Annotated in this window: 13 protein-coding genes; 4 read left to right on the top strand and 9 right to left on the bottom strand. The window is 43.9% G+C overall.

The window, feature by feature from the left end:
- Positions 1-101: 101 nt before the first annotated feature.
- From bamA to efp, 3 genes are all read right to left on the bottom strand, one after another.
- A complete protein-coding gene (gene bamA, locus V7051_RS16375) occupies positions 102-2,489 on the bottom strand; it encodes an outer membrane protein assembly factor BamA (RefSeq protein WP_333876736.1) in 2,388 nt (795 codons plus the stop codon).
- A gap of 79 nt (positions 2,490-2,568) precedes the next feature.
- The gene (gene epmA, locus V7051_RS16380; protein ID WP_333876734.1) at positions 2,569-3,546 is read right to left on the bottom strand and encodes an EF-P lysine aminoacylase EpmA; all 978 of its coding nucleotides are present in this window, start codon (positions 3,544-3,546) and stop codon (positions 2,569-2,571) included.
- Positions 3,546-4,115 (bottom strand): elongation factor P, encoded by a 570-nt coding sequence (efp, locus tag V7051_RS16385; RefSeq protein WP_333876732.1) that lies wholly within the window; start codon positions 4,113-4,115, stop codon positions 3,546-3,548. The genes epmA and efp overlap by 1 nt, the downstream gene beginning before the upstream one ends.
- A gap of 81 nt (positions 4,116-4,196) precedes the next feature.
- On the opposite strand from efp, the gene epmB reads away from it, so the two are divergent.
- Positions 4,197-5,207, top strand: a complete 1,011-nt coding sequence (epmB, locus tag V7051_RS16390; RefSeq protein WP_333876730.1) for an EF-P beta-lysylation protein EpmB — start codon at positions 4,197-4,199, stop codon at positions 5,205-5,207.
- A gap of 2 nt (positions 5,208-5,209) precedes the next feature.
- Here the strand turns inward: epmB and V7051_RS16395 are convergent, their stop codons facing one another.
- Both V7051_RS16395 and V7051_RS16400 read right to left on the bottom strand, forming a co-directional pair.
- On the bottom strand, positions 5,210-6,106 hold the full coding sequence (locus V7051_RS16395; RefSeq protein WP_333876728.1) for a 5'-nucleotidase: 897 nt from the start codon (positions 6,104-6,106) through the stop codon (positions 5,210-5,212).
- Positions 6,107-6,121: 15 nt separating this feature from the next.
- Positions 6,122-9,253 (bottom strand): SPOR domain-containing protein, encoded by a 3,132-nt coding sequence (locus V7051_RS16400; RefSeq protein WP_334168757.1) that lies wholly within the window; start codon positions 9,251-9,253, stop codon positions 6,122-6,124.
- Between the two features lie 166 nt (positions 9,254-9,419).
- Here V7051_RS16400 and V7051_RS16405 point away from each other — a divergent pair, with 166 nt between their 5' ends.
- Genes V7051_RS16405 through V7051_RS16415 form a run of 3 tightly spaced genes read left to right on the top strand, consistent with a single transcriptional unit; the run spans position 9,420 to position 11,846 of the window.
- Complete coding sequence (locus V7051_RS16405) at positions 9,420-9,944, top strand: glycine cleavage system protein R (RefSeq protein WP_333876724.1); 525 nt, start codon at positions 9,420-9,422, stop codon at positions 9,942-9,944.
- A 13-nt stretch (positions 9,945-9,957) separates the two neighbouring features.
- Positions 9,958-10,428 carry a peroxiredoxin gene (locus tag V7051_RS16410; RefSeq protein WP_333876722.1) on the top strand — a complete coding sequence of 157 codons (471 nt, stop codon included), beginning with the start codon at positions 9,958-9,960 and terminating at the stop codon, positions 10,426-10,428.
- A gap of 2 nt (positions 10,429-10,430) precedes the next feature.
- Entirely contained in the window at positions 10,431-11,846 is a 1,416-nt protein-coding gene (locus V7051_RS16415; RefSeq protein WP_333876720.1) for a PhoH family protein, read from the top strand.
- Between the two features lie 238 nt (positions 11,847-12,084).
- Here V7051_RS16415 and V7051_RS16420 read toward each other — a convergent pair whose 3' ends face one another.
- From V7051_RS16420 to ygfZ, 4 genes are all read right to left on the bottom strand, one after another.
- Positions 12,085-13,185, bottom strand: a complete 1,101-nt coding sequence (locus V7051_RS16420; RefSeq protein WP_333876718.1) for an AI-2E family transporter — start codon at positions 13,183-13,185, stop codon at positions 12,085-12,087.
- Positions 13,186-13,400: 215 nt separating this feature from the next.
- The gene (locus tag V7051_RS16425) at positions 13,401-14,375 is read right to left on the bottom strand and encodes a COX15/CtaA family protein (protein ID WP_333876716.1); all 975 of its coding nucleotides are present in this window, start codon (positions 14,373-14,375) and stop codon (positions 13,401-13,403) included.
- A gap of 15 nt (positions 14,376-14,390) precedes the next feature.
- Complete coding sequence (locus V7051_RS16430) at positions 14,391-15,233, bottom strand: HDOD domain-containing protein (protein WP_333876714.1); 843 nt, start codon at positions 15,231-15,233, stop codon at positions 14,391-14,393.
- 37 nt (positions 15,234-15,270) lie between these two features.
- Positions 15,271-16,269, bottom strand: a complete 999-nt coding sequence (gene ygfZ, locus V7051_RS16435) for a CAF17-like 4Fe-4S cluster assembly/insertion protein YgfZ (protein ID WP_333876712.1) — start codon at positions 16,267-16,269, stop codon at positions 15,271-15,273.
- Between the last annotated feature and the right edge of the window lie 69 nt (positions 16,270-16,338).

Consider the following 16,338-nt stretch of genomic DNA (forward strand, 5'->3'; position numbering starts at 1 on the left):
CGTTAAACAGGTCTCTCGTGAAATTAAAATAAATAATGATTAGAAATAAGCTACTTTGTTAAATTATAGGGGATAAGCTTGTTAAACAAAAACAACTTCTGCTAGAAATTCTGGCCAAAGTTAAATTGAAACATCTGCTTTTGATCCCCGGTAATAGTGCCGTCAGGCGCCGTTGTGGTAGAAGTAGCGTTTAACGGTAATGCGGCACTGACGGATAAAGCACCGAAAGGCGACAGCCATTCTCCTGAAACCCCGACAGAATATTTCAGGTTGTTCGCTTTAAAACCATTATTAATAGAACCCGCATCCAAAAAGGTTCCTAACCTGACTGATTTTGTCTCCGGCAAGAAAGGGACCGGGAAAAACATTTCGGCATTACCGATAATTTTACTGGAACCACCAAACGGATAACCATTAGAGTCTCTCGGACCTACAGTATTATTTTTAAAGCCGCGTATAGATCCTGTACCGCCTCCGAAATAGTTTTCAAAGAAAGGCAAAGTGGCGGTCTTTCCATAACCGTCTCCGTAAGCCGCTTCAGCTTGCAACCTGAACGTAAAGTCTTTCGCCAACGGGAAATAAAGCTGATGTTTATAATTGACTTTATAATATTCCAGATCGCTGCCGGGAACTGTCGCCAAGGCCGAAAAACGCTGTTGTTGTCCCTTATTCGGGAAAATTGCACGATTAAGAGTATCATGAGTCCAACCCACTGCCGGTGCCAGTGTCAGAAACGCATCCCCTGTGGCCTTAACTATTGCCCTACTATTGGCAGCGCCTTGGATGTAATTGTTTGTAATATTTGCGCAAGCATCTGTACCATTATTGCCATAGATAAAATCACAAATCTGGTTGGATGAATAAGCCGTAGTACTCAACTCGGTATGTTTTAAATCGACATCAAAACGTAGACTGTCGAATTCATTCAACGGGATGCCGAAATTCACCCCCGCATTCATCACGTTGGTCGAATAATTGGCGATATTGACTTGTCCTGCATTTCGTTTGGTATAGCCCAAATTATAACCTTGGCTTACACCATCGACTGTGAAGTAAGGATTCATAAAACCAAACTGATAACTTGTCATGTAAGTACTGTTATTAAAGGCAACATTCACCCGTTTGCCTGAGCCAAACACGTTATCCTGGGCAATATTGGCATTCAATACAATCCCTTGGGTTTGAGAAAACCCCACACCTGCCGACAAATTACCGGAGGGTTTTTCCACTACCGTATAATTAACATCGATCTGGTCGGCAGTACCCGTAACCGGCGGGGTTTCAACATTCACTTCTTCAAAATAGCCCAAGCGTTCAAGACGCGTTTTCGACCGTTCAATTTTTGAACTTGAGGCCCAACTGGACTCCATTTGCCTCATTTCGCGGCGCAGTACTTCATCACGGGTTTTGCTGTTACCTTTCATATTGATGCGTCTGACATAAACGCGTTTGCCCGGATCAACAAAAAAAGTCATATCAACTGTTTTCTTGGCTTCGTTGATTTCCGGCACCATATTAACGTTAGCAAAAGCGTAACCGTCATCCCCTAAGCGGTCGGAAATTGCTTTGGAAGTTTCGGTAGCGTTTTTTCTGGAAAAAATCTCACCAGGACCGACCTTAACCAGTTTAATAAGCTCTGGCGGAGCAACCACCAGATTACCGGCTAATTTAACTTTTTCCAGCTTATAAACATCGCCTTCTTTGACATTGATGGTGACATAAATATCTTTTTTATCAGGGGTAATGGCTACTTGTGTGGATTCAATGGAAAAATTGATATAGCCGCGATCCAGGTAATAGGAACGCAAAGTTTCCAAGTCAGCCTGCAATTTTTGTTTGGAATACTGGTCGTCCTTGGTATAGAACGACAATAGATTGGAAGTGTTTAACTCAAGATGGCGCAGCAGCGTTTCATCATCAAAAACGTTATTGCCGACGACATTGATTTGCTTGATCTTGGCTACCCTGCCCTCAGAAATCTTGATATGAATACCAACCCGATTACGGGTAAGATTGGACACGTCCGTGGTAATCTTTAAGCCGTATTTACCGTGACTGAAATACTGCCGGCTTAATTCCTGCTCTACTTTATCCAATACTTGCTGATCGAATACCTTGCCTTCAGCCAAGCCGATTTTCTTTAAGGCTTTGGTCAAATCGTCTTTACTTAAGTCTTTATTGCCTTCAAAAATGATTTTTGCGATGGAAGGACGCTCTACCACGTTGACGATCAAGGTTGAGCCTTCTCTTTCCAGAGAAATATCCTTAAAAAATCCGGTTTTGAATAATGCCTTGATAGCCGAACCGACATTATCCAAAGAAAACCTTTCACCCACATTGACAGGGAGATAGTTATAAACGGTACCTACTGAGATACGTTGCAGGCCCCTGACTTGAATATCCTCTACAATAAACTCTTCATCACCTTTAACCGCCTGGGAAACCAGTAGAAATAACAATAGCAAGCAAGAGAGAGTATTTAATTTCATGTAGAAGTCTAAAAATAAAACGGCATTGCCCAATGTTAAAAATCTGGCGGATTATATCACAGTAAATATTTAAACGAGCTTAAGCCCTGTGAATAGGAAAATTCAACACATCATCGATGGAAACACTACCCGACAACAGCATCAATAAACGGTCCAGACCTATAGCCATGCCCGAGCATTCCGGCAAGCCCGATTCAAGAGCAGAAATAAGACGCATGTCTTTAACGGGAACAGGCAGTTCTTGTTGTTGCCTGATAGCCAATTCCTTATCAAAACGTTTGTTCTGTTCTTCCGCATCAACCAGTTCATAATAGCCATTGCCAAGTTCAACGCCATTAATAAACAATTCAACGCGGTCAGTTGTCAGCGGGCACTGTTCATTGACTCTTGCTAATGAAGATTGGCAAGCCGGATAGCCGTAAACCATGCACAACGCATTGTCGCCCAAATGCGGCTGGACTTTATGACTAAATATAAAATCCAGCCACAGCGCATGGTCGTGTCCGCAAATATCCACCGCCTCAGGTAATTGGCATTCGTTGGCAAAAGCACAGTAGTCCTTATATGAAAACACCAAAGGATCTAAACCGGTAAACGAATTAAATACTTCTTGATAACTGACTCTTTGTGTTTCCTGTAAATGCTGTCCACTAAACAGCCCGGTAATCAGCTCAGCGATTTCATCCATTAATTGAGGCAAGGTAAAACCGACCCGATACCACTCCAGCATCGTAAATTCAGGATTATGAAAACGCCCGGACTCGCCGTTTCTGAATGCTTTACCTATTTGGTAGATAGACCCGCTACCGGCTGCGAGTAGCCGTTTCATTGCAAACTCGGGCGATGTTTGCAAAAACAGTGTTTGCCGCCGTGGCGACAAACAATACTCAGCCGTAAAAAACGCCAACTGCGGATCTGTTCCGATACTGTGACCAAGCAGCGGAGTTTCCACTTCAAGCACTGCTCTATCAGCGAAAAATTGACGTATCCCAGCAAGCATCTGCGCTCTTAAACGCATCAGCTCCAGGGAGCATGTCGGTCGCCAGTCTTGCTGCACTATTCTTTTACGCGGGAAACGTATTCACCGGTACGGGTATCGACTCTGATTAATTCACCGATTTGTACAAACAAGGGAACCCTGACAACCGCGCCAGTCTCCAGAGTCGCCGGTTTACCGCCGCCGCCCGAGGTATCGCCACGCACACCGGGATCGGTTTCAGTAATAACCAAATCGACAAAATTGGACGGTGAAATCGCAAGCGGCGAGTCATTCCACAAAGTTACCGTGCAGGAATCCTGGTCTTTAAGCCATTTACCGGCATCACCGACAATTTTTTCATCAGTCTGATACTGTTCAAAAGTATCCGGCACCATAAAATGCCTGAATTGACCGTCGTTATACAGATATTGCATCTCGACATCGACCACATCGGCGCCTTCAAGCGATTCACCCGACTTGAAAGTTCTTTCAATCACCCGGCCGGTTTTCAAATTCCTGATTTTCACCCGATTAAAAGCCTGACCTTTTCCGGGTTTAACAAATTCATTTTCAATAATTGCACAGGGATCGTTATCCAACATAACTTTTAGCCCGGCTTTAAACTCATTAGTGCTATAGACAGCCATTTTATCCTCAAATATGACAAACAATGTAAACTCAGCCATTATAATAGAGGCAACTACCGATAGAAACTTTAATAATCTCTAATGTCCGAGCCGCAATCCGAAATCCAGCATTTTACTAAAAACTGGCAACAACAACTTGCCGAAGCTTTTAGCAACATTGAAGATATCTGCCGTTACCTGCATTTATCACCGGACGACTTGCCGATTTCGGCCGCCGCTGCCGACAACTTTCCGTTACGCGTTCCTTTAAGTTTTGCCGCCTGCATCGAAAAAGGCAATCCGCATGACCCCTTATTACGCCAAGTGCTACCGATTAACGAAGAGCTGCTCGCCTATCCGGGATTTAGTAATGATCCCGTCGGCGATCTTGCATCAGCCTCCCAGACCGGTGTTTTGCATAAGTATCACGGCCGGGTTTTATTTATCAACACCGGCAGCTGCGCCATCAATTGCCGGTATTGTTTCCGGCGTAATTTTCCGTATGCTGATTTACAGCTTAGCAAACAAAACGAAGATAACGCCGTACAATACATACAAGACAACGCCAGTATCTCGGAAGTTATTTTAAGCGGCGGCGATCCCTTACTGCTCAGTGATTCACGGTTAACCCGGATTATTCAAAAATTAGACAGCATTAAGCATTTGCTACGCATCCGCATACACACTCGGCTACCTATCGTTTTGCCTGCGCGCATAACCGATGAATTCATTAACATCCTGAAGCTAAGCCCCAAACAAATCATCATCGTCCTGCACTGCAACCATGCCAATGAACTCAATGAACGCGTCACGGCTGCCTGCCAATTACTGAAAAACAGCGGTATCACCCTATTTAATCAATCCGTGTTATTAAAAGGCGTGAATGATAATGCCGAAGTCTTAGCTGAACTGAGCGAACAACTCTTCAGCCAAGGCATCATTCCCTATTATCTACATTTATTGGACAAAGCAGCCGGAACGGGACATTTTGAAGTTTCAGAAACGGAAGCGCTGGAGATCATGCGGCAAGTTCAAGCCACCCTGCCCGGCTATCTAGTTCCAAAACTAGTCAAAGAACAAGCGGGAGCCACTTCCAAACAGACTATTTTATAGTTCTAATCTTTCCGGTTTATTATGCCATGCGGCACATGCGCGGCGGCGACATGCCGGGCGGCAGACTCACAATGACCTTTTTGGTCATCAAAGAAAATATCCGCGCCGAATGCCTTCAAAAAAGCGCCTTTGTCTAAGCCGCCCAAAAACAGCGCTTCATCGATACGAATACCCCAGGCTCTTAGTGTCCTGACCACCCGTTCATGAGCCGGAGCCGATCGAGCGGTAACCAAGGCCGTTCTTATCGGTGACGATTGAGGATCAAACTGCGTTTGAATATGATGCAAGGCGCTTAAAAAATCTTTAAAAGGCCCGCCTGGCAATAGTTTTCTGGCTTCATTACGCTCATTTTCGATAAATACATCCAGACCGCGCTGTTGATAAATCCGTTCCGCCTCATCCGAAAACAATACTGAATCTCCATCAAAAGCAATGCGTAACTGATCGGAATGACTTTCCATGGAAGGTCCGCACAGAATGGTCGCCGCCGCAAACCCCGCACACAGCGCCTTGGCGACATCTTCGGCATTGGTTGATAAAAACAGATGCGCACCGAATGCAGGAATGTAATTATATGGGGATGCCCCACTGGTAAATGCCGCGCGGATAATATTCAGCTGGTAATGAGCAATGGAATTAAAAATTCTTAATCCCGTATCCGCACTATTTTGTGATAACAGAATAATTTCGACCAGCGGGTCATCAGGGCAGCTGTCATTTAAACTCAAAAACTTTTTAACCAAAACGAAACCATAGCCCGGTTCCAAAACTTCATCCTCATGTTCTATTTGGTAACGACAAAAAGCTTCCTTGCCTTGCGTTTCAAATATCGCATGTGATTCATCCAGATTAAATAACGCTCTGGATGATACAGCTACAACAAGCTTTTTCTCTCTCATAAAAGGTATAGGTTTCTAGTTGTCGCTGACCCAAACTGAATCCAAATTAAGGGTCTTTTTTATCCTATCCGTATTGGAGAGCGCCTCCGCTTTGCTTTTAAAGCCACCGACTCGTAGTCGGTACATTGTAGTGTTCTTTTCATAAACAGGAATTACCTCAGCAAAAACTCCTAGGCGGGCAAATTCAGCGGCTTTACTTTTGGCAAACCATTCTTGTTTCAATGCCACCAGATTGACCCCCCACTTTCCAGTCACTGTTGGCCTGTATACTGTTACAGGTTCCTCTTTAAAAACAGCTTTCGGCGGAGTTATTGGTTTGGCGGGCACGACTTCGGGTTGCGCTTTGACTTTGACCGGCGCAGTTTCAGACACTGCCTCTACTTTAGCAGGCGTTGCTTCATGCTTGGCTCTCTCTTTGGTCGGCGCGATCTCATGAGCAGTTTTCTCCGTGGTTGGTGCGGGCTCATGCCCTTCTTTGATAGGAGCATGCTCCTGGGTTGCATCGGTTTTGACCGATGCAGGCTCGTGTGCAGTTACTTCTTTAACTGCAGCAGGCTCATGCGCGATTTCAATCTTCGGAGATTCGATAGCCGATGGCTTCAATAGCTCCTTTCCATCTTCGCCCATTTTAACCTGCAACATGTCAAGCGCCTTGCTTACCATACTTTGTTTAGCCGCAATATCAGGCACCTTGTTGGTTAACAAGTCCACAGGGAATTGAGGGTTTCCTTTCAGTTCGGTTATAAACCCATAGACTTGCTGATTCAGTTGCACAACAGAATTCATCACAGCGTTAATTTCTTCATTAGGGTTCTTTTCAGAATTCTTTGCTAAGCTTGCTTCAAGCGTTGAAACCTGCTCAGTTAGTTTTGAAACTTCAGATTTTGCGTTATAAATCATCACACCCAATCCGGCCGCAGCGCTTAATGCAACAGCGCCAAGCCCTATCGCTACATAACTAAAACGCTTGGCTTTTTTAACCCTATTTTCAGCATCTTCCAGTTGCTTTTTAATTTCTTCCTGCTCAAATGTTTTTGTATTTTCAAAATCTTCTATAGCTGTATCGCCAGCTTGTTTTGCTTGAGAGTCAAAAATCGCTTCGTTATCCCCCGGTTTGAGTTCAGCAATTTCCGGCTCAAAAGAAGCCCGCCCAACTTCATCTTCATTCAAGAAATCAGTATCGCCAAAAACATCAGCTAACTCATCTTCTTTAATTCCTGAGCTACCGCCCATACCAGGAACTTCCATATCAGCAGTAATATCAAAATCAGGCAAAAGAAAATCATCTTCATCTTGAGTTGATGGTTCGTCGGTCTCTGCTAACTGATCCTGCTCCTTTTCATTAGAGAAATCATCGCTCACCTCATCCAATTGAAAAAAATCATCAATTTCGCTCAAATCCACGTCGTCGCCAATCGCATCTGTCTTCGCGACTGTTTGCCCTACCTCATCCTCTGCATCAAAACCGGCGTCCATGAGTAAACTGTCAAAGCTATTTTCATTTTGCAAATCATTAAAGGGTTCTTCAACTGCTAACTTCTGCCTCTGGTTGGATTCCGATTCAACAGGAGCCAATGCTTCAACATCATCATCTTGGATCATATCCGATTCATTAAAATCATCCCCAAGACCGAACAAATCATCGACTTCATCCGGCAGGCCAACGGTATCTCCATCATCCGAGAGTTGTTCAACCGCTGCCTGCGGTGCTGGACTGGATTCCGATTCCGTAGAAGCCGATGCTTCATCCTCGTCATCCTGAATCAAATCCGATTCGTTAAAATCATCCCCAAGACCGAACAAATCATCGACTTCATCCGGCAGACCAACATTATCTTCGTCATCCGAGAGTTGTTCAATCGCCGCCTGCGGTGCTGGACTGGGTTCCGATTCCGTAGAAGCCGATGTTTCATTCTCGTCATCCTGAATCAAATCCGATTCGTTAAAATCATCTCCAAAACTGGAAAATCCATCAATTTCATCCGGTAGGCCAACGGTATCTTCATCATCCGAGAGTTGTTCAACCGCCGCCTGCGGTGCTGGACTGGATTCCGATTCCGTAGAAGCCGATGTTTCATTCTCGTCATCCTGAATCAAATCCGATTCGTTAAAATCATCTCCAAAACTGGAAAATCCATCAATTTCATCCGGTAGGCCAACGGTATCTTCATCATCCGAGAGTTGTTCAACCGCCGCCTGCGGTGCTGGACTGGATTCCGATTCCGTAGAAGCTGATGTTTCATCCTCATCATCCTGAATCAAATCCGATTCATTAAAATCATCATTAAGACTGGAAAAATCATCAACGTCATCCGGCAGTCCGGCATCATCAACATGCGCGGATAGATTTTCTGCAACGTATTCAGGCTCATCAACTTCTACTGCCGGAATTATGTCCGGTTCATTGAAGTCACTAAAGTCTGAAAAATGGTCAAGTTCTTCATCCACATCAACATCATCTTCCACATATGACTCTTCAATTTCTGCCATAGCCGGAGCCGAGGCTTCAACCTCATCCTCCTGAATCATATCCGATTCATCAACATGATCAATTTCGTCTGCTAAATCCACATCATCCTCAAGCATAGAGAAATTCTTAATGGCCGGCTCAGGCTCATCAATCTCAACTACCGGAACTATTTCCGGCTCATTAAAATCGCTAAAATCAGAAAAATCATTCAGCTCTTCAAGCTCAGCCGCATCAACATCTTCGATTTCTTGCGTTGGCTCATCAGCTGCATCAAACCCGGCATTCATCAACAATCTATCAATGGCATCTTCCTCATGCTCATTTGATGAAGTAAAAGATGAGTTTCCTGCAGCTTCATTTAACCCCACACCGGCCGCTTGAGTTTTCTCCTGCTTATTAAAATCATCTCCAAAGCCGTCAAAACTTAAAAAATCATCCAGTTCATCATGCAGGTCGATATCCTTTACAATATCTATATCTTTTTTCGCCTCCGGCTGCATTAATTCATCATCCATATCAAAACCGGCATCCATCAACAATCTATCAATAGCATCTTCATCGTCCTGAAAGTCATTCATTGGGAGAAGAGAAGATTCCGCCTTGTCCAACATGGCATCCAGATCAACATCGAGATTATCGCGTTTTTCATTTGATTTTTTATCTATTGAATCATTCATATTCAGGCTCAGTAATGAGTTGTAAGATAACCACATTTTTCAATGCAGCGTTCAATGCTTATCGGCAGGGAAACAATTTTATTCATTCTAATACCAAATAAACTTAATCTTCATCAAGTTTCAGCCATTTGATGCTAAACTCCCAAAAAAACTTTTAAGAAGAAAAATGCAACTAGCTATCACAGCCTTAGGCAACCATCAGAGTAAATTTATTGCCGAAATATTACCCGCCGTGCGCGACTGTAAATGTAATATTTTGGAAATAAGATCATCCCGCCTTGCTCAATCTACTGCGGCGTACCTACTTATTCAGGGCAATTGGAATCAAATTGCCAAATTTGAAAGTACTCTGGACATTATCCAGAGACGGCTGGACATCAAAATTCACACCTTCCGGCCCGATCAAAAAGACAAGCCCAAGGAGTGCGTTCCCTATTCATTGGAAACCATATCCCTGGATCGTGATAATGTCATAGAATCCATTACTTCCTTTCTATTTGACCGTGAGATAGATATTGAAGAGATAACCGGTAGCTGCTACCAGGCGCCCTATATTCAAACCTCAGTATTCTCAACCAAATTTGTCATTTTGATCCCGCCGCAACTCCACCTGCTATCGCTACGCGAGGAGTTTCTGGATTTCTGCGATCAGCTTAATATAGATGCCATTCTTGAACCTATAAAACGATAAACTTAATTTAATAATGATAACTCTCGGCAACACTGTCCCCGATTTTGAGGCTTTATCTACCGGCGATAAAACGGTAAAACTAAGCGACTACCAAGGCAAATACCTTATTCTCTACTTTTACCCCAAAGACAACACGCCCGGTTGTATTCAGGAAGGTCAAAGTTTTCGCGACAATATCGAAAAGTTCACCGCTCTCAATGCTGTCATAGTAGGCGTATCCCGTGATACCGTCCGCGTTCATGAAGGCTTTAAGTGCAAACAGGAATTCCCTTTTGATTTGCTTTCGGACCCTGAAGAAAAACTGTGCCAGCTGTTTGATGTTATCAAAATGAAAAACATGTACGGCAAGCAGGTTCGAGGTATCGAACGCAGCACTTTTCTAATCAATCCTCAGGGGGAACTTGTCCATGAATGGCGTAAAGTAAAAGTAAAAAGCCATTGCGAAGAAATACTACAAGCCTTAGATGAACTAACAAACCACTAATTATGAATATTCAAACAACACCCGATAAAAAGCTGTTTGTCTTAGATACCAACGTGCTGATGCACGATCCGGCATCAATCTTCCGTTTCAAGGAACATGACATTTTTATCCCGATGATTGTTCTGGAAGAACTCGATCACGCAAAAAAAGGCCTGACCGAAGTGGCACGCAATGTCAGGCAGGTCAGCCGGTTTCTGGATGAATTAATCTGCGACGCCAACCAGCAAACCATCAACGACGGCCTGCCGTTGTCGAGTATAAAACACGGGCCGAATATCGATATCGTTGAGAGTGGACGCTTATATTTCCAAACCAGCGCGATGACCGCACTGCTGCCGGAAAGCATGCCCGGCAACCTTGCCGACAACTCCATACTCAGCATTGTCTTGGCGCTTACCAAGGAATTGCCCGATATCACCGTTATTCTGGTGTCAAAAGACATCAACATGCGCATCAAGGCCGCAACATTGGAGTTGCTTGCCGAAGACTACCATAACGACCAGACCCTGGATGACATTGATCTGTTATACAGCGGCGCCATGGCGTTGGAAGAGGATTTCTGGACTGTGCACGGCACCAAAATGGAATCCTGGCAGGAAAAAAACCGCACTTTTTACAAACTGGAAGACCCTATAGTCACCGAATGGTATCCCAACCAGTATTTGTATATAGAAGACGAAACCAATTTTGAAGCCATCGTCAGATCCTGTGATGGACAAGTTGCCGTCTTGGAACTGGCAAAGGATTATCGCGCAAAACATAACAATGTCTGGGGCATCACGGCAAAAAACCGGGAACAGAACTTTGCCCTCAATGTGTTGTTAGATCCTAACATTGATTTTGTTACCTTACTGGGCACCGCAGGGACCGGAAAAACCTTATTAGCCCTGGCCGCCGGGCTTACCTTGACCCTGGAGAACAAAGCCTATCAGGAAATTATCATGACCCGCGAAACTGTCCCTGTCGGTGAAGATATAGGTTTTTTGCCCGGTACCGAAGAAGAAAAAATGGCGCCATGGATGGGTGCGCTAATTGATAATCTTGAACTACTGGGCAGCAATGCGGAACATGGCGAATGGGAGCAAAGCGCAACCAGCAACATCATTATGAATCGGGTCAAAATCAGGTCGCTCAATTTTATGCGCGGACGGACATTCCTCAATCGCTTCCTGATCATTGATGAAGCTCAGAACTTGACCTCAAAACAGATGAAAACATTGATCACCCGCGCAGGTCCAGGAACAAAAATCATCTGTATCGGCAACCTGTCGCAGATCGACACACCTTACTTGACGGCGACGACCTCGGGTTTAACTTATGTTGTAGACCGTTTTAAAACCTGGCCGCATGGGGCGCATATCACCTTGCGGCGTGGCGAACGTTCACGCTTGGCCGATTACGCTTCGGATATTTTGTAGCGGCTTCCTTAACTGCGTTATGCATTGCCCACGAAAAACCCGAAATACAAATGACACTGATTAGATAGGTTTAAAAGGTTAAAATATTTCACCTTTTCATCGGTGTCTATCAGCCAAATCGGTATCGCCTACTTTTGGCATCGTGCTCTATTTTTTCACTGCTAAGTAGTCACGACATTTTTTCAAATTTTTCGTGCCCTTCGTGGACAACATCGTCCTTCCTCATGCTTAACGTCAATTAATAACTTGCATCCAGATTCTTATCGCCAATCCGCGGCCAAGCGGTTAGTACCGCTTTGACAACAGTAGCTAGCGGAATCGCCAAAAACACTCCCCAGAAGCCCCACAAACCGCCAAAAAACAAAATCGCAACGATAATTGCAATCGCATGTAGATTAACGGCTTCGGAAAACAATACCGGTACTAATACAACGCCGTCCAGCGCCTGAATAATTGAGTATGCAATAACAACGTACATAAACTGATCGCTACTTAATCCCCACTGAAAAAAGGCGACGCCCAAAACCGGAAAAGTAACCAGCGTTGCACCGATGTAAGGGATAATAACCTGCAAGCCCATCAAAACAGCCAACAGCATCGCATAATTTAGGCCCATCGCCGCATAAGTCGCGTAACTGACGGCCCAGAGAATAAAAACCTCACCGAACTTGCCGCGAACATAATTACCGATTTGTATATCGACTTCCTCCCAAACACGTACGGTCAAATTCCTGTCTTTGGGCATAAACTGCAAAAACCAGGATATGAGTATCTGTTTATCTTTTAAAAAGAAAAAGACCATCATCGGCACCAGGAACAGGTAGATCATTACACTGACCAGCCCGACAACGGAGGCTGCTGAATGTGACAATATATTTTGCCCGTAAGTTAACAATTCACGCTGCACCGCAAACATCATCTGCTGGATTTTACTTTCCGAAATAAACTGCGGATACATTTCCGGCAAACTCATGATTCCGCTTTGCGCCCTGTTAAGTATTTCCGGGATATGCTGAACAAGCTCGACGGCCTGCTGGGAAACAATCGGCATTAAATAAAATAATAAAAAAATCACACATGCCATAAACACTGAAAATACCAGATACACAGCCGGCATACGCGGCATATTCAAGCTTTCGGCCTTACCGACCAGGCCTTCCAGCAAATACGCCAACACGATTGATACAAAAACCGGCATCAACAGATCGGACAATGAATAAATCAGCACAAAACTGACAATTAGAATAATTGCCAGCGCAACAGCTTGGGGATTGGGTAAAAAACACTTAAAGGTGTCTGTTAGGAAACGTAAACTTGCAGATTGAGCTTGAGTTGCCATTGGTAGCCGGGATTTTTATTTTATTTACGCCATTCTACATTCAATATAAGGCTTTCAATAGGAACAATAAAATTAACGGCGGATGTAGCGCCAGTTAACCGATGTCCACGCTATATATACGACGCTTTTATTCACCACGAAAGCGAAGAAAACATAAATTTGATGAAAACTTCGCATCTTCGTAGCGTATGAACCGGCCTGCATTAAATCCCCAATTAGGCTTGGCGTTTTGAAGCGTAATTCAGGCAGCTGAAAAGAAAAAATTGAACACCGAAAATCAGATTAGCCATCAACAGGTGAATCGGCTGGGCAACCGGCGGCATACCCAATCTATCCAGGCTGATGCCCGCAATAATGGCCGTAATGACCAAAGCGGCCAGAGATAAACCGATACGCCGCAACAAGTTTTTTTTATCGACAGACCGGATAATCTTCCAAACTAACCAAAGGTTAGTGAATAAAATAATCGAGGAGAAAGACCTATGTATATAAAAAATGACCGGAAAGTCGTCACGCCAGTATTCGCGCTCGATATAAGTATGATTATGCGAAATAAAATCTACCGCCTCCCTGACCTGAGTTCCCATCGCCACTTGTAACAGGGTCATTATCATCGCCGCAATCAACACGGTTTTGAATTTATCCGGCAGCGATCGAATATCAATTTGGGCGATTACATCCCGTTGCGAACGGGCAATCGTGTAAATAAGCAATGCGACGATGAACAACGCCAGCAGCATATGCAAGGTGATCATCAACGGCTTGAGATTACTTGCTACTACGCTTGAACCTAACCAGCCTTGAAAACCGACCAGAAAAAACACACTGACAGCCAAATAAAAAATGGTTTTGTCCGTTTTAAGGTAGATACGCGACGACCAGGCTGTCAAAAAGATTAAAAATCCAATCGTCACACCAACCAGGCGATTAGTGTATTCGGTCCAGGTTTTTACCGGGTTAAACTGGGTGTTTTCATAACCGCGTTCGGCATATATTTCATGGTAATTCGCAGGCAGCTGGGACTCATCGGTCGGCGGCACCCATTGTCCAAAACAAGTCGGCCAGTCGGGGCAGCCCATGCCTGCCCCGGAAGCCCTGACGATTCCACCGACAAGGATGACAAAATAAACGGCAAAAATTGTAATTGTACCTAACCGGCGAAAACGTGCGGCTGCTTCAGTATTAATCATAAGTTTTAAATGTTTTTAAGAGAGCATATTTCTGGCAATTTCAATGTCATCCGAAATACCCTCAATTTCCAGTATTTCAGTGTCAGTAGAAAATCCAAGTTTGGCGAATGAAGGAACGGTAGAACAATCAACCCGGCATGCCGGATGATCGGTTCCCGCTATACTTTGCAAAAATGCAACTTGTACAACATCGACATAATCAGCCTTAGCCCCTGAGTCATATCGAAAGTTAACATACTCAGACGCAACAGGCTTTAAATTTCCAGGAAAGTCCCAGGCATCCATAATCAATTTACCGACAGCAGGATGCGCTTTTTCCAGTAATTTTCCCATTCTTGTCGGGCTATCCCTAAATTCCGGAATATTCTCAACCAGCATTAATATTGGTAATTTGCCTATTTGATGAATAAGACCCGCCAACATGGCTTCATCGGAATTAAGATGAGGAACGAAAGCACAAAGAGCGCGGCTGATAGCCGAAACATTGATACTTTGTTCCCAGGTTTTCCTGAACAGACTTTCCAATAGTTTTGATGAGGGACGAAATATCTGCTTCATTACCAGAGTGGTCACTAAACTACGGATTGTATTGTTACCCAACCTTGAAACTGCCATCTGGATGTTATTGATTTCAACTGCACCGCGGTACATCGGACTATTGGCTATACGGATAATTTGCGTCGACAGCGCCACGTCGGTCACTATCATATCAGCCAGCTCTTTGGCCGATATATCACCCTCAGTAACAGCATTTTTAACTTTTAGAGCAATATCAGGTAGTGTAGGCAAAATAAGACGATTCGCATCAAGTTCGTATTGAACATGATCAAGAAAATCCTGAACGGAAGTAAATTGCATTATTTCGGCATTCCTCGATAAATAATACGTAATAAAATTATACGTTTAATAATGTAATTTTATCTTGGTTATTATTTTTCAGCCTAAGACTATAAGCATTTGTGTCGGAAACTTGCAGCACGACAAGCATTTTGCAAGTATTTTGCCCATTTTGCGCATACAGCACTTTACCTGCGCTTTGTTCTGTGTCGGTGCTGTCATCAATGATTGTTGAATTAGGCTCAGGACACGCTAAGGCATCACATTCAGCGAGAAACATTTCCCTTTTTGCTTTGCCAAGATAATGAGTCCGGGCAACAATTTCCTGACCGGTGTAACACCCTTTAGTAAAACTAATGCCGCCCAGTTTATCCAGATTCAGCATTTGCGGAATAAACTCTTCCGATGTTTCCGCCGCAAGCCAAGGAATCCCCGAGATGATATCGAGATAACGCCATTGCGCGGAACTTTCGGGCTTGAACCCCTGCTTGACCTGTTCTAACCAAAGTATCTGAGCCTTATCAGCCTCGGCAATAACCAGGCAGCGATTTTGAAGATCAACAACAATATTTTCCTGTCGGCTCGTTGCAAAATCGGGTGCTTGATCAGGTTTCGCTGTACCGTAAGTTAATCCGATTAAACACAACTCATCCGAACTGTCGGTTAAGGTCACATTTGAGCGCAACACATACATCTGTAGTCTTTTTTTGACTGATGCCAATAATTCTTTAGGCAGAATCATCAAAAAAGCATCGTCGCTTTTGACCAGTAAAAAAGTGATAATCGCCCGGCCCTTAGGATTGCACATTGCACCCAGACTGCTTTTTATATCGGTTATATCATTAATATTGCAGGTAATTTGTCCTTGTAAAAATTTTGCAGCATCAATTCCTGCAACCGTCAAAACGCCCAGATGGACAATTGGATAAATACGCTGTTTACTTTCATGCTCGGGTGATGAAAAGACGATATCGGCATCGTTCTCGAATATTGCTTGCTCAGAAAGCAGAAAGTTTTTCCAGTTAGGGTTCATCAATAAACAAATAGTTAATTTCAAAGTACACTGATTATATCGCTGTTTGAACAAACACAAAAAACCGTATGGCCATTTATACTGTATTGGAAT

The sequence above is a fragment of the Methylobacter sp. genome (assembly GCF_036845245.1).
Classification (GTDB): domain Bacteria; phylum Pseudomonadota; class Gammaproteobacteria; order Methylococcales; family Methylomonadaceae; genus Methylobacter_A.

Excerpts from the sequence above, each read along its gene's own strand:
- V7051_RS16425 (WP_333876716.1), bottom strand. The coding sequence starts at position 14,375 with ATGATTAATACTGAAGCAGCCGCACGTTTTCGCCGGTTAGGTACAATT.
- V7051_RS16405 (WP_333876724.1), top strand. The coding sequence starts at position 9,420 with ATGCAACTAGCTATCACAGCCTTAGGCAACCATCAGAGTAAATTTATT.
- V7051_RS16395 (WP_333876728.1), bottom strand. The coding sequence starts at position 6,106 with ATGAGAGAGAAAAAGCTTGTTGTAGCTGTATCATCCAGAGCGTTATTT.
- V7051_RS16415 (WP_333876720.1), top strand. The coding sequence starts at position 10,431 with ATGAATATTCAAACAACACCCGATAAAAAGCTGTTTGTCTTAGATACC.
- epmB (WP_333876730.1), top strand. The coding sequence starts at position 4,197 with ATGTCCGAGCCGCAATCCGAAATCCAGCATTTTACTAAAAACTGGCAA.
- V7051_RS16410 (WP_333876722.1), top strand. The coding sequence starts at position 9,958 with ATGATAACTCTCGGCAACACTGTCCCCGATTTTGAGGCTTTATCTACC.
- V7051_RS16400 (WP_334168757.1), bottom strand. The coding sequence starts at position 9,253 with ATGAATGATTCAATAGATAAAAAATCAAATGAAAAACGCGATAATCTC.
- efp (WP_333876732.1), bottom strand. The coding sequence starts at position 4,115 with ATGGCTGTCTATAGCACTAATGAGTTTAAAGCCGGGCTAAAAGTTATG.
- bamA (WP_333876736.1), bottom strand. The coding sequence starts at position 2,489 with ATGAAATTAAATACTCTCTCTTGCTTGCTATTGTTATTTCTACTGGTT.
- V7051_RS16420 (WP_333876718.1), bottom strand. The coding sequence starts at position 13,185 with ATGGCAACTCAAGCTCAATCTGCAAGTTTACGTTTCCTAACAGACACC.
- V7051_RS16430 (WP_333876714.1), bottom strand. The coding sequence starts at position 15,233 with ATGCAATTTACTTCCGTTCAGGATTTTCTTGATCATGTTCAATACGAA.